At 72.4% G+C, this 12,582-nt stretch carries 15 protein-coding genes; 8 read left to right on the top strand and 7 right to left on the bottom strand.

Annotation, left to right across the window (positions count from 1 at the left end; genetic code table 11):
- Positions 1–200 precede the first annotated feature (200 nt).
- The 5 genes from FNH05_RS19255 to FNH05_RS19235 form a co-directional block, all read right to left on the bottom strand.
- Complete coding sequence (locus tag FNH05_RS19255; RefSeq protein WP_246127827.1) at positions 201–296, bottom strand: ferredoxin; 96 nt, start codon at positions 294–296, stop codon at positions 201–203.
- A gap of 82 nt (positions 297–378) precedes the next feature.
- Positions 379–579, bottom strand: a complete 201-nt coding sequence (locus tag FNH05_RS19250) for a ferredoxin (RefSeq protein WP_144590085.1) — start codon at positions 577–579, stop codon at positions 379–381.
- Positions 580–602: 23 nt separating this feature from the next.
- Entirely contained in the window at positions 603–1,244 is a 642-nt protein-coding gene (locus tag FNH05_RS19245) for a TetR/AcrR family transcriptional regulator (protein ID WP_144590088.1), read from the bottom strand.
- On the bottom strand, positions 1,241–2,443 hold the full coding sequence (locus FNH05_RS19240) for a cytochrome P450 (RefSeq protein WP_144590084.1): 1,203 nt from the start codon (positions 2,441–2,443) through the stop codon (positions 1,241–1,243). The genes FNH05_RS19245 and FNH05_RS19240 overlap by 4 nt, the downstream gene beginning before the upstream one ends.
- A gap of 161 nt (positions 2,444–2,604) precedes the next feature.
- A complete protein-coding gene (locus tag FNH05_RS19235; RefSeq protein WP_144590083.1) occupies positions 2,605–3,264 on the bottom strand; it encodes a TetR/AcrR family transcriptional regulator in 660 nt (219 codons plus the stop codon).
- A gap of 310 nt (positions 3,265–3,574) precedes the next feature.
- Between FNH05_RS19235 and FNH05_RS19230 the strand changes: the two genes are divergently transcribed.
- The 4 genes from FNH05_RS19230 to FNH05_RS19215 all read left to right on the top strand — a co-directional run bounded on the left by FNH05_RS19230 (position 3,575) and on the right by FNH05_RS19215 (position 7,661).
- A complete protein-coding gene (locus FNH05_RS19230; RefSeq protein WP_186382626.1) occupies positions 3,575–4,105 on the top strand; it encodes a rhodanese-like domain-containing protein in 531 nt (176 codons plus the stop codon).
- Positions 4,106–4,268: 163 nt separating this feature from the next.
- Positions 4,269–5,597 (top strand): enolase C-terminal domain-like protein, encoded by a 1,329-nt coding sequence (locus tag FNH05_RS19225; protein WP_144590082.1) that lies wholly within the window; start codon positions 4,269–4,271, stop codon positions 5,595–5,597.
- Positions 5,598–5,649: 52 nt separating this feature from the next.
- A complete protein-coding gene (locus FNH05_RS19220; protein WP_144590081.1) occupies positions 5,650–6,771 on the top strand; it encodes a sensor histidine kinase in 1,122 nt (373 codons plus the stop codon).
- Between the two features lie 218 nt (positions 6,772–6,989).
- Positions 6,990–7,661 (top strand): response regulator, encoded by a 672-nt coding sequence (locus FNH05_RS19215; protein WP_246127826.1) that lies wholly within the window; start codon positions 6,990–6,992, stop codon positions 7,659–7,661.
- A 15-nt stretch (positions 7,662–7,676) separates the two neighbouring features.
- Here FNH05_RS19215 and FNH05_RS19210 read toward each other — a convergent pair whose 3' ends face one another.
- Positions 7,677–8,240 (bottom strand): TetR family transcriptional regulator, encoded by a 564-nt coding sequence (locus FNH05_RS19210; RefSeq protein ID WP_144590080.1) that lies wholly within the window; start codon positions 8,238–8,240, stop codon positions 7,677–7,679.
- Positions 8,241–8,425: 185 nt separating this feature from the next.
- On the opposite strand from FNH05_RS19210, the gene FNH05_RS19205 reads away from it, so the two are divergent.
- The 4 genes from FNH05_RS19205 to FNH05_RS19190 are packed head-to-tail and all read left to right on the top strand — an operon-like array spanning position 8,426 to position 11,883.
- A complete protein-coding gene (locus FNH05_RS19205) occupies positions 8,426–9,832 on the top strand; it encodes a hypothetical protein (RefSeq protein ID WP_144590079.1) in 1,407 nt (468 codons plus the stop codon).
- A complete protein-coding gene (locus FNH05_RS19200; RefSeq protein ID WP_144590078.1) occupies positions 9,829–10,221 on the top strand; it encodes a FixH family protein in 393 nt (130 codons plus the stop codon). The genes FNH05_RS19205 and FNH05_RS19200 overlap by 4 nt, the downstream gene beginning before the upstream one ends.
- A 7-nt stretch (positions 10,222–10,228) precedes the next feature.
- Positions 10,229–11,341, top strand: coding sequence for a hypothetical protein (locus FNH05_RS19195; protein WP_144590077.1), 1,113 nt, complete (start codon positions 10,229–10,231; stop codon positions 11,339–11,341).
- Positions 11,342–11,343: 2 nt separating this feature from the next.
- Positions 11,344–11,883: a hypothetical protein gene (locus tag FNH05_RS19190; RefSeq protein ID WP_144590076.1), complete on the top strand. Its 540-nt coding sequence runs from the start codon at positions 11,344–11,346 to the stop codon at positions 11,881–11,883.
- A 53-nt stretch (positions 11,884–11,936) separates the two neighbouring features.
- On the opposite strand, the gene FNH05_RS19185 is transcribed toward FNH05_RS19190, so the two are convergent.
- Positions 11,937–12,582: SDR family oxidoreductase (locus tag FNH05_RS19185; RefSeq protein WP_144590075.1), on the bottom strand; the 646-nt coding region annotated here is incomplete at its 5' end.

Raw genomic sequence — 12,582 nt, 5'->3', positions numbered from 1 at the left:
CTGTGAGGGGGCCCCTGACGGCACTGCGCAGCCCTGGTTGCGGGCGGGTCACCGCGGAGAAAGGCGCCCTCGCACGGGCCGAACGTGGGACACAACCGCCGGAAGGTGGGACTCGCCCATGCAAGGACCGACTTTGCCGGGGCCCTGGTCGTATTGGCCAGGGACCCCTCACAGGAAAGCCGTAGTGAGGGGTGACGGGCCTACTCCTCGATGGTGATGGCCAGTGCGGGGCAGACGGTGGCCGCGTGGCGGACGTCCTCGGCCTGCCCGGCGGGCGGACTGTCGTTCAGCAGCACGTGTATCCCTTGCGGCGCAAGGCTTCCACCGTGGCCAGCCCGGCCGCGGAGGCGCCCACCACGAGGACGCCGCCGGCACTGCTCACGCGTCCTCGCTCAACGCGATGGCGGCGGCGGGGCAGACACTGGCGGCCTCGCGCACCGCGGGGTGCAGTGCGGGCGCCGGTCCGTCGTCGAGCAGGATCACGATCCCGTCCTCGTCGCGCTGGTCGAAGACCTCGGGCGCGAGCAGCACGCACTGCCCGGCGCCGCAGCACTTCTCTTCGTCCACGGTCACTTTCATCGTCGGTCCTCCCAGGGAAACGGTCACGGACCCTCCGTGACCGGGGCGAGCCACAGGCCGGTGATCGCGTCGACCAGGCCGGTGGCCGCGTCGTGCCAGCCGGCCCGGACCGTGGGGGCGCCGTCGGCCAGCGCCTGTTCGCGCTCGGCGGGCACGTGCACCATCAACTGGCGTGCCATGTCGTTGCGTTCGGCCCGTACCTCGGGCGGCAGATCGGGCAGGCAGGGCCTGAGCCCTTCGACGGCGTGCACGAGCGACGGCGAGCCGAGCGACTCCTCGGCCATGACCCCGCGCAGCGTGGGATCGGTCATCACCTGTGCCGAAAACCGCGCGAACCAGCTGGGAGTGCCCAGCGCGTCCAGGTGCTCGGCGGTCGGGCGCACCAGGCAGGCCACCCAGTCGCGGATCCGGCGGGAACCGCGCACCCGGGCGATCATCCGCTCCCGGATCCGGTCGATCTCCTGGCTGTGCCCACGCACGATCGCGCGGACCAGGTCGGTCCTGCTGCCGAAGTGGTAGCCGACGGCCGCGGTGTTGCCCTGTCCCGCCGCTTCGCTGATCTGGCGGTTCGACACCGCGTACACCCCGCGTTCGGCGAACAGCCGTTCCGCGGTGATGAGGATGAGTTCGCGGGTCGTCGCGCCGCGCTCGGCCCGCACGGTCACCACCGCACCGGGACCTCGCGGAGTCCGCCGACGGCCAGCCCCTCGAGCCGGTGCAGCTCCTCGACGCCGACGGCCAGTTCGAGCGAGGGGAGCCGGCGCAGCAGCACTTCGAGCACGGCTTGGAGTTCGGTGCGGGCCAGCGCCTGGCCGAGGCACGAGTGCGCGCCCGCCCCGAAGGCGAGATGGGGATTCGGGGTGCGGGCGAGGTTCATCTCGCCCGCACCGTCGAAGGCGCGTTCGTCCCGGTTGGCGGACCCCATGCTGCACACCAGCGTCGTGCCCCCGGCGAACTGGGTGCCCGCCACCTCGGCCTCCTCGGGGATGTAGCGCGGCATGCCGAACCCGGCGTTCGCGTCGAAACGCAGCGCCTCTTCCACCGCGGTGCGTACCAGCGACCGGTCTTCGACCAGGCTTTCCCAGCGCCGCCGGCCGGCCAGCAGCAGCGCGACCATCTTGCCGATCATGTTCGCGGTCGTCTCGTGCCCGGCCACCAGCAGGGCCTGGCCGGTGGCCACCAGTTCGGTTTCCGGCATCGGGTCCTCGCCGTGGGCCAGCTCGCTGAGCAGGTCGTCGCCCGGTTCGGCGCGCTTCTCCGCGACGAGGGCGGACATGTACGCGACGAACTCCGACTGGGCCCGCTGCACCTCTTCGTCGGTGTAGCGGGTCAGGTTGAGCAGCGTGTCCGACCAGTGGGCGAACCGGTTCCGGTCGGACTCGGGAACACCGAGCATCGTGCAGATCACCCAGACCGGGAGCGGGAAGCCCAGCGCGGCCTTCAGGTTCGCGGGAGCCCCCTGCGCCAGCATGTCGTCGATCAGCTGATCGGCCATGGCTTCGATACCGGGGCGCAGGGCGGCCATCCGCTTGGCCGTGAACCACCGGGAGATCCGCCGCCGCCACCGGAGGTGCTCCTCGCCGGACTGCGGCAGCGCGGTGGCCATCTCGCTGTTGAACACCCCGCCGGACTTGTTCGCGGAGATGCGGGCGGCCTCCGGGGAGCTCCGGGTGAAACGCGGGTCGGAGAGGACCTGCCGGACGTCGTCGTACCGCGTGAGCAGCGTCGCCTCGTCCCCGCTGGGAAGCGTCACCGTCGCGACCGGGCATTGCTGCCGCAGTTCGGCCCACTCCGCGGGCGGCTCCAGCGCGCCGGGGCTGGGAATCGGGTAGGCGAGCTTGTGCGCGCCCTCGTCGTGGCTCACCGCGCATCCTCCTCGAACTAGGTCCTGATCCTGTGACCAGCTAACCGGGCCCGAGACCCTAAGTCAAGCGATTGATTTAACTGCGGGTGCGATTGCCGTGAAGGGTCCCTTCACAGTCGATTCGACCGTGAAGGGTCCCTTCACGGCTCACCCGGTCCTGGTCAGTCCGACCCGGTGACCGGGGCGAGCCAGAGGCCGGTGATGGCGTCGACGAGGCCGTTGCTGGCGTCCCGCCAGGTGGCGCGCGGCGTGGGGGTGCCCTCGGCGAGGGCCCGCTCGCGTTCGGCGCACATGTGGACCATGAGCTGACGGGCCATGTCGCCGCGCTCGGCGCGGACCTCGGGCGGCAGGTCGGGCAGGCAGCGGTCGAGCCCGGCGACGACCTCGTTGAGCGAGGGGGAGCCGAGCGACTCCTCGGTCATGATCCGGCGGAACCCCGGATCGGTCATCACCTGCGCGCCGAACCGGGCGTACCAGGTGGGATTGCCCAGCGCGGCGAGGTGTTCGGTGAAGGGGCGGATCAGGCAGCCGACCCAGTCCCGGATGTCGGTGGACCCGGTGCACCGGGTAACCATCTCCTGGCGCAGCCGCTCGATCGGTTCGGCGTGCCGCCGCACGATGGCGCGGACGAGATCGGCCTTGGTACCGAAGTGGTAGCCGACGGCGGTGTTGTTGCCCTGGCCCGCGGCCTCGCTGATCTGGCGGTTGGAGACGGCGAACAGGCCGTGCTCGGCGAAGAGCCGTTCGGCGGTGGTGAGGATGGCGTCCCGGGTCGCGGTGACCCGCTCCGCCCGGGTGGTCCTGCCGGTCGCGGTGCCGATCGTGACCTCCTCGCCTGACGATCCGAATCCGGTTCCGGTTACGCATAGTACGCGTCGCCGTGAGGGGCCCCCTCACAGACGATATGGCCTTTAGGGGCCCCTCACGCCCAGGCGTTTGACCGCCGTCCAAGGCTTGACTACCCTGAGGAGTGGATACCCCCGTAGGTATAAAGCCCGGAGCGAGTGCGACCCGCCGCCCGGTGGGGTGTCCGCAGCACCTGTCCCCACTTATTGCGAGGCCATCATCACTACCATCGACTCTTCCGCGCGACGTACGGAAAACCTCGGGCCCGCGGGCCTCGGCGAGCTGATGCGGGGCGAAAACGCTCCGCGGCTGCTCGACGTGCGGTCTCCGGGCGAGTTCCAGACCGTCCACATCCCCGGCTCGTACAACGTGCCGCTCGACACGCTGCGCGAGCACCGGGCCGAACTCCTGCACCACCTTGACCACGAGGTCGTGCTCATCTGCCGCTCCGGCAACCGCGCCGCGCAGGCACGGAAGGCCCTGGCCGAAGCCGGGCTGGAGAACCTGCGCGTGCTCGAGGGCGGAATCCTCGCCTGGGAGGCGGCGGGCCGGAGTGTCGTGCGCGGCAAGCCGCGCTGGGACCTCGAACGCCAGGTGCGGCTCGTGGCCGGTTCCCTGGTGCTGGTCACCGGGCTGGTCGGCCTGGTCGTCCCGGGCGCGCACCTGATCGGCACCGCGGTCGGTGCCGGGCTCGTCTTCGCGGCGGTCAGCAACACCTGCGCCATGGGCATGATGCTGTCCAAGCTCCCCTACAACCGCGGGCCCCGGACGGACATCAAGACCGTCATCGCGTCGCTCACCGACGACCGGCCCTGACGGCCCGGCGGTGGCGGCCGCGCCGGGGCGCGCGGCAGCCACCGCCCTGCGCCGGGGGTATCGGCCGATGCGCGATCGGTGTTGGACGGGCGTCGCTCGGCTGCCCTAGCGTCGGCACCGCCCGCGCCGGCCAAGGCCGGGCCCGACGCGCGGAGGAAGGTCCATGCCCGGTACCCCCCGAGTCACCGCGATGCGTGTCGTCCCGGTCGCCGGCGAGGACGGCATGCTGCTCAACCTCAGCGGAGCCCACGGCCCCTTCTTCACCCGGAACCTGGTGATCCTCACCGATTCCGACGGGCGCAGCGGAGTGGGCGAGGTCCCCGGTGGTGAGCGCATCCGCGGCACCCTCGAAGAAGCCAGGGAACTGGTGCTCGGCCGTCCGGTGAGCGCCTTCCACGCCGTGCTCGGCGCGGTCCGGGCGCGGTTCGCCGACCGGGACGCCGGCGGCCGGGGCGGGCAGACCTTCGACCTGCGGATCATCGTCCACGCGGTGACCGCGATCGAGGCCGCCCTGCTCGACCTGCTCGGGCAGTACCTGGAAGTGCCGGTCGCGGACCTGCTCGGCGAGGGCAGGCAGCGTGACCGGGTCCCGGTGCTGGGGTACCTGTTCTATCTCGGTGATCGCACGCGCACCGGTCTGCCGTACCGCGACGAAAGCGGCAGCGCGGACGAGTGGTTCCGCGTTCGCGGCGAGGAGGCGCTCACCCCCGCGGCCGTGGTCCGCCTGGCCGAAGCCGCCGAAGCGAAATACGGGTTTCGCGACTTCAAGCTCAAGGGCGGTGTGCTGCCCGCCGCGCAGGAGGCCGAAGCGGTGCGTGCCCTCGCCCGGCGTTTCCCGGGCGCCCGCATCACGCTCGACCCCAACGGTTGCTGGCCGCTGGCGGAGGCGGTGCGGATCGGCCGCTCGCTGCGGGAGGTGCTGGCCTACGCGGAGGATCCGTGCGGTCCGGAGGGCGGCTACTCGGGCCGGGAGACCATGGCGGAGTTCCGGCGGGCCACCGGCCTGCCCACCGCCACCAACATGATCGCCACGGACTGGCGGGAACTCGGGCACGCCGTGCGCGCCCAGGCGGTCGACATCCCGCTCGCCGACCCGCACTTCTGGACGCTCCACGGCGCGGTGCGGGTGGCCCAGCTCTGCGCGGCATGGGGCCTGACCTGGGGTTCGCACTCCAACAACCATTTCGACGTCTCCCTCGCCATGTTCACCCACGTCGCCGCCGCGGCACCCGGCGAGATCACCGCGATCGACACCCACTGGATCTGGCAGGACGGGCAGCGCCTGACGAAGCGGCCACTGGAGATCCGCGGCGGCGAGATCGCGCTGCCCCGGCGGCCCGGCCTCGGCGTCGACCTGGACCCGGACCGGGTCGAACTCGCGCACGAACGGTACCTGCGGCACGGGCTCGGAGCGCGCGACGACACCATCGCCATGCGCCGCCTGGTGCCGGACTGGACCTTCGATCCGAAACGCCCCTGCCTGGACCGGTAGCCCTGCGGGCAGGTGCCCGCACCGGCGGGCGAGGCCATGGCAAGGTGAGGGCGTGCGGGACGTGAAGGGGGCACTGGCGTGGCAGGCGGCGCTGGTGGCGGGTGTGTGCGTGGCGGCAGACGCCGGGATCTTCCTGATCACGGGACCACCGCTGGACGACTGGCGCGTGTGGACGGTGTTCGCCGCCACCGCGCTCGCCGACGCCGCTCTGGCCGGTCCGGCGCGCCTGTCCGGGTGGGTCGCCCTCGCGCACGCGGTGGTCCTGATCGTGGGCCCGCTGCTGCTTCCCGCGGGCCACGCCAGGCGGAACATGGACAACGCGGGTGTGCTGATCGCCGGGTACCGGGCGGGCGCGTGGCTGCGCACGGGGCAGGCCGCGGTGGCGGTCACGGCACTGGTGTCGGCGCTCGTGGCCTGCCACCTGATCGCCGGGAACGTGCCGGACTTGCGGCTGCTGGTACTGAACTCGCTCACCAGTGGTCTGCTGCCGTGGCTGGTCGGCCGGTACACCACGGCGCGGCGCGGTTACATCGCCGACGTGGAACGGCGTGAGGCCGAGGCGATCCGGCGCGCGGTCGCCGAGGAACGCAGCGCCATCGCGCGCGATCTCCATGATGTGATCTCCCATCACGTCAGCGCGATCGGGGTGCACGCGGGGGCCGCACGGCTCGGCCTGGCCGAACGGGACACCCCGGTGTGGCGGTCGCTTTCCGCCGTCGAGTCGGCGACGAGGGCGGCCATGGCCGATCTGCGCCGCCTGCTGGACCTGCTGCACGGGCAGGACGCGGACGCGCGCCGCCAGCCCGGGCTGGAAAACCTCGGCGCGCTGCTCGACGGGTTGCCCGCGCGGCTGACGGTGGAGGGGAAGCGGCGGGACCTGCCCGGGTCGATGGACATCGCGCTGTACCGGGTGGCGCAGGAAGCGCTGACCAACGCCCTGCGCCACGGTGACGGCGGTACCGTCGAGGTCGAACTCGTCTACCGGGAGGCCGAAGTCGTGCTCACCGTCACGAACGCGGTGAGGCAGCACGGCAGGCGGGCCGGCGAGCCGCACCACGGTCTCGCGGGCATCTTCAAACGCGTCGCCCTCTACGGTGGCCGCCTCAGCTACGGGCCCGATGGCCCGCTGTGGCGTCTGTGCGCGGCGTTCCCTGTCCCACTGGAGGCCGCGTGAACGATACTGGCGGAGCCCTGTTCGCGTGGGCCGACCGGGTGCGGGTGTCCCGCAAAACACTGGAGGCCGCGTGAACGATACTGGCGGAGCCCTGTTCGCGTGGGCCGACCGGGTGCGGGTGTCCCGCAAAACACTGGAGGCCGCGTGAACGATACTGGCGGAGCCCTGTTCGCGTGGGCCGACCGGGTGCGGGTGTCCCGCAAAACACTGGAGGCCGCGTGAACGACGATGGCGGAGCCGGGCTGACGGTTCTTCTCGCCGACGACCACGCGCTGTTCCGGTCGGGCCTGCGCGCGGTGCTGGACACCCAGGCGGATCTCACCTGCGTGGCGGAGGTGGCCGACGGGCGGGCCGCGGTGAGTGAGGCGGGCAGGCTGCGTCCGGATGTGGCCGTGCTCGACGTGCGGATGCCCAGGCTCGACGGCCTCGCGGCGACGGAAGCGATCCTCGCCCAGCCGGGCAACCGGACCAAGGTGCTGGTGCTGACCACCTACGATTCGGACGACTACGTCTACCGCGCGCTGCGGGCCGGGGCGAGTGGTTTCCTGCTCAAGAGCCTGCCCCCGGAGGAAATGCTGTCGGCGGTGCGGGTCGCGGCGCGCGGTGGTGCGCTCATCGATCCGTCGGTGACGCGCAGGCTCGTGGCCCGGTTCGCGGCCGGCATCGAGCCGCCGGAGGAACCGCCCGAGGTGAGCAGGCTGACCTCGCGTGAGCGCGAGGTGCTGTTGCTGGTCGCGAACGCGTTCAGCAACGCGGAAATCGCGGCGGAACTGCGGGTCGGCGAGGAGACGGTCAAAACGCACGTTTCCCGGGTGCTGGCGAAGCTCGGCCTTCGCGACCGGGTGCACGCGGTCGCCTACGCCTACCGGCACGGCCTCGTCCGGCCCTGACTCACCGGCCCTGACTCACCGGCCCGCGGTCACGGCCCTGAGCTCGTCGAGTGACTCCTGGATGTGTCCCGTCAGGTCGGTCCGGCCGTCGCCGGTGAGCCAGCGCTCGAACGCCACCCGGAAGACCGCTATGCCGGCTTCGGCGGTCAGGCTCGCGGTGAGATCGGCTACGCCGCGCTCGCGCAGGGCTCCGGCGAACGCCGAGCCGAGGGAGGCGAGCTTGATCAGTTCCCGCTCGCGCAGTTCCGCGTTGGCCTCGATGACGGCCTGCCGCTGCCGCGCGAGTTCGCGGTCCGGGATGGCGCCGCCGATCGCGGTCAGCGCCGCGGCCGCCGCCTCGATCGGGGCCGCGGAATCGGGCGCCTCGGCGACGGTGCGCACGAGAAGGTCCTGCAGGGTCTCCGTGCCCGTGAACAGCACTTCCCGTTTGTCGGAGAAGTGCCGGAAGAACGTGCGTTCGGTGAGCCCGGCCCGCTGGGCGATCTCGGCCACCGTGGTCTGGTCGAACCCGCGTTCGCCGTAGAGCTCCAGCGCCGCCTGCTGGAGCCTGCCGCGCGCGTTCGGTTCCCATCGACCCATGGACCGATCCTAGACGATGACAGCATCTGCCATCGTTGCTCCAGGGTGCCGATCCGCGCCGTCCCGCGAAAGGTCCCCTCACGGCGGCGCCCGGTCCCTAGGGGATGCCTCCCTCTCATGGGGGACGGCGGTTCCCTCTTCGCGGTGACGCGGGCGGGCGCCGGGCCCGGTTAACGTCCCTGCCGATGGGGATCCGAGGTTTTCGCGGGGCGCTGGTCGCGCTGGCCGGCGCGCTCGTACTGAGCGTGTGCGGCGCGGTGCCCGCCTTCGCCGACGGGGCGCCGAGCGGGAGCGATCTGTCCGTCGCGCAGACGCTCGGCGACCGGGAGCTGACCGTGGTGATCCGGCGCGCCGAGCCGGTGCCCGGCCCGCTGCGGGTCGAAGTCGTCACGCACGCCGGAGGCGCACCCGGGGTGCTGAACCTGCGCGCGAGCGCGACGCAGGGCAAGGGGAGCAGCAGGGCTTCGCTCGCGCTGGGCGGGGTGCCGGGTTCCTATGCCGCCACCCTCGGCGTGGACCAGCCCGGACCGTGGGAGCTGTCCGTGGATGACGGCCAGGAGGTCGCGCGCATCCCGTTCCTCGTGCCCGCCCGGGTGGTCGCGCCCTGGGAGAGGGCGGCCTACGGGGGATTCGTGGCCGCCGGGGCGCTGCTGCTCGTCGCCTTGGCGGCGGCGGTGCGCGGGCGGCGCTCGTGGATCGCACTGGTGCCCGGCGCGGCGATGGTGGCCGCACTCTCGGTCGCGGTCACGGCCGCCCTCCTGTCGGCGGTCACGCCCCAGCCGCCGCCGCCCGGCAGTCAGCTCGATCCCACCGTCGACACCGTGACCGATCCCTACCGCACACTGTCCACAACGGACTTTTCGCGGCCGCCGGTGACACTGTCCGTCGCCGGTGACGCCACCGCGGGCCGGGCGGTCGATCTGGACCTCGCGTTCTCGGACGCGGCGACCGGACGGCCGGTGGACGATCTGCTGGTGCGGGACGACGCGCTCGTCCACCTGGTCGTCGTCGGCCCGTCCGGACAGCTGTGGCACCTGCATCCGTACCGCGTCGCGGCCGGTGCCTACCGGGTTCGCCTGCGCCCGCCCGAACCCGGTGAATACGCACTGGCGGCCGAGGTGGCCCGGCGCGGCGGGGGAGTCCAGCTCGTCCGGTCCGCCCTCGAAGTCCGGGCGGGGGCCCCGGCGCCGTCTCCGGAGACCACCGCGGCCACGGTCCGGACCGTGGTGGGAAGCGCGGGAAGCCCGAGCACGATCACCGTGCGCCTGGCCGAAGCGGGCGATCTCCAGCCGTGGCTGGGCATGCTCGGTCATCTGATCGTCGCCGGCCCGCTGCCGGAGGGCACCCCGGTGGGCGCCGCCGCGCTGTCGGCACCGGTCTGGGGGCACGCCCACGCGATGCTCCCGCCGGTGCCCGGTCCGGCCGGCGGCCCGCCCGACGAGACGGTCGCGGCCTACGGGCCGGACCTGTCGTTCACGTACACCTTCCCGCTGCCCGGCCGGTACCGGCTGTGGATCCAGGCCGAGCGCGGGTTCTCGGTGCGGACGGTGCCGGTGACCGTCGACGTGCCCGTGAAGGGAGCCGGGGGATGACCCGTCGCCGAGTGTTCGTCCTGGCCCCGCTGGTGCTGGCCGCCGCGATCGTGGTCTGGCTGTGCCTGCCCTCCGCCGATGCCGGGACCGTGGTGCAACAGGCCGCGGGACGGATCTACCAGGTGCGGCTGAGCGTGGAGAATCCGCGCGTGGGCGTGAACACGCTGAGCCTGGAAGTCACACCGTCCTCAGTGGACAAGGTCCGGGTGGAACCGGTGATGCCGCAGATGGGACACGCCCTCGCGCCGGTGCCCGCGACCGTGTCCGGTCCCGGCAGCTACCGGGCCGAGACGACCCTCCCGATGTCCGGTCAGTGGGAGCTCACCCTCGTGCTGGACGGTCCACTCGGGACGGAACAGCTCGTGATTCCGTTACTGGTCAAGGGATAGGAGGAGGATGGATCTGACCGTGGACCGGGTGGCCCACACCGGAGCCGCCCGGGCGAGAGGGATGCCCTCGGCGCTGACCGTGCTCGGTGGCACGGTGATTTCCCTGATCGGGCTCACCTGGGACGTGCAGTGGCACAGCGAGGTCGGCCCGGACACGTTCTTCACCGTGCCGCACCTGTTCCTGTACTCGGGCAGCGCGATCTCCGGGATCGCCAGCCTGGTCATGGTGCTCGCCGCCACCGCGGCCCAGCGCCGCGGGAGTACCCCGGACCCCGCGATCGGCGGGCGGGCGGTGCGCACGCTCGGGATCTTCGCCGCGCCGCTCGGCTACCTGGTGTCCGGGACGGGGGCCGCCTCGTTCCTCCTGTACGGGCTGTGGGACCAGTGGTGGCACGGGCTCTACGGATTCGACGCGGTGATCAACTCCCCGCCCCACATCGGCCTGCTGCTGTCGATCTCGATCACCATGCTCGGCGCCGTGATGGTGTTCGCCGCCGCGCGGCAGTGGCGCTGGGGCCGGGTCGGCACGCTGGTTGCGCTGTCGGTGCTGCTGGCCTTCAGCACCGTGACCGTGCTCGGCCTGCAGGACCTCGACGGAGTGGTGAGCTGGATCGACGCGGGCACCGGGTTCCTGTCGGTGCTGATCGTGCTGATCGCCGCCGGGTTCCTCGGCAGGCCAGGGGGAGCGCTCGCGACCGCGTTCGGTCTCGCCGTGATCCAGGCGGTGTTCTGGTGGTTTTCGCCGTGGGCCGCGCGCGCCTACGCGGGAGCGGTCGGGCTGCCGGTGCGCGACTACGTCCGGGAGATACCGGAAATGCCGTCCCTGATGCCGATGTGCCTGCTCGTGGTGGCCGCCGTGGTCGAGGGCCTGCTGTGGTGGGGCCGGTCCCGCCCGACGGCGATGCGGTGGGCGGTGGTGCTCGCGGGCGGGGCCGGTGCGCTGATCGTCGCGGTCTGCGCCCCGTTCCAGTCCGCCTGGGTGAGCGGCAGGCACCTGCCGGAGGCGACACCGGTCCTCGCTACCGCGGCGGCCGGTGCCGTGCTCGGCCTGCTGGCCGGGTTCCTCGGTTACCGCTTCGGCCGGATGCTCCGGCTGCTCTCCCCGGCGGAAGGACGGTGAGCATGCTGAAGAGAATCCTGGTGCTGTTCGCGGTGCTCGGGCTGACCGCGACGGCGGCCCCCGAGGCGTCGGCCTACGAGCCGGTGAACATCGTGCACACCGAACGGGTGCAGGTGGGTCCGTACGGGATGACGGTCGGGTTCAGCGTGTGGCCCCTGCGGGCGATGCAGTCGCTGGACTTCACCTTCATCCCGGACGGCGGGATCGACGGCAAGACGGGCACGCTCGCCCAGATCGGTCCCGTGGGCGGGATGTCGAGGATGCAGCCGCTGGCCCGCCATCCGCGTAAGCGCGACGTGTGGGGCCTGGACGTGCGCTCGCTGAAGTCCGCGGGCGAGTGGACCTTCCGGTTCCGGATCGACGGCCCGCAGGGCAGCGGTACCGGCGAGCTGCGGGGCCTCACGGTGCTCGGCCAGCCCGGCCCGCCGATGGCGCTGAGCTGGTCGATCAGCATCCTGCCGCTGATCGCACTGGTGGCGTTCCTGGTGATCGCGTGGCGGCGGACGCGCTCCCGGCTGGTCACGGCGGACGCGGCGGTCTGAACCGCGCGGTGCCGGGTCCCGCCACGGGCGGGGCCCGGCCTTCACCGCGCTGGCTACAGGCCCGCGCCGCCGGTGGCGTCGAGGACTCGGCCGGTGACCCAGCGGGCGTCGTCGGAGGCGAGGAAGGCGACGACGGCGGCGACGTCCGCCGGCTGCCCGACGCGCCCGAGTGCCGCGAGGGAGGCGGCATGGCGTTCGGCCTCCGGATCGCCCCGCAGCCATCCGGCGTTGACGTCGGTGTCGATGATGCCCGGTGCGACGGAGTTCGCGGTGATGCCGCGCGGCCCCAGTTCCTTGGCGAGGTTGAGGGTGAAGGTGTCCAGGGCCCCCTTCGTGGCCCCGTAGGCGATGATCTCGGGCATCGCGAGGCGGGCGGCGCCGCTGGAGATGTTGATGACGCGCCCGCCGTCGCGCAACCGCTTCAGGCCGTGCTGCACCACGAAGAACGGGGCGCGCACGTTCACCGCGAAAACCTCGTCGAACCCGTCCTCGGTGAGCGAGGCCAGATCCGAGCTCCGCCCGATCCCGGCGTTGTTCACGATGATGTCGACCCCGCCCTCCGGTGCGTGCTCGGCCACCGCCGTGTCGAAGGCGGCCCACAGTGCCGCGGCGTCGCCGTGCTGCCCGAGGAGGGCGGGCAGGGCGAACGCGCGCCCGCCGTCCTTGCGGATCCGCGCGACGACCTCGTCGGCGGCGGCC

The organism is Amycolatopsis rhizosphaerae, assembly GCF_007713715.1.
In the GTDB taxonomy this organism is placed as follows: Bacteria; Actinomycetota; Actinomycetes; order Mycobacteriales; family Pseudonocardiaceae; genus Amycolatopsis_E; species Amycolatopsis_E rhizosphaerae.
This window is presented reverse-complemented; position numbering and strand designations above follow the sequence as displayed.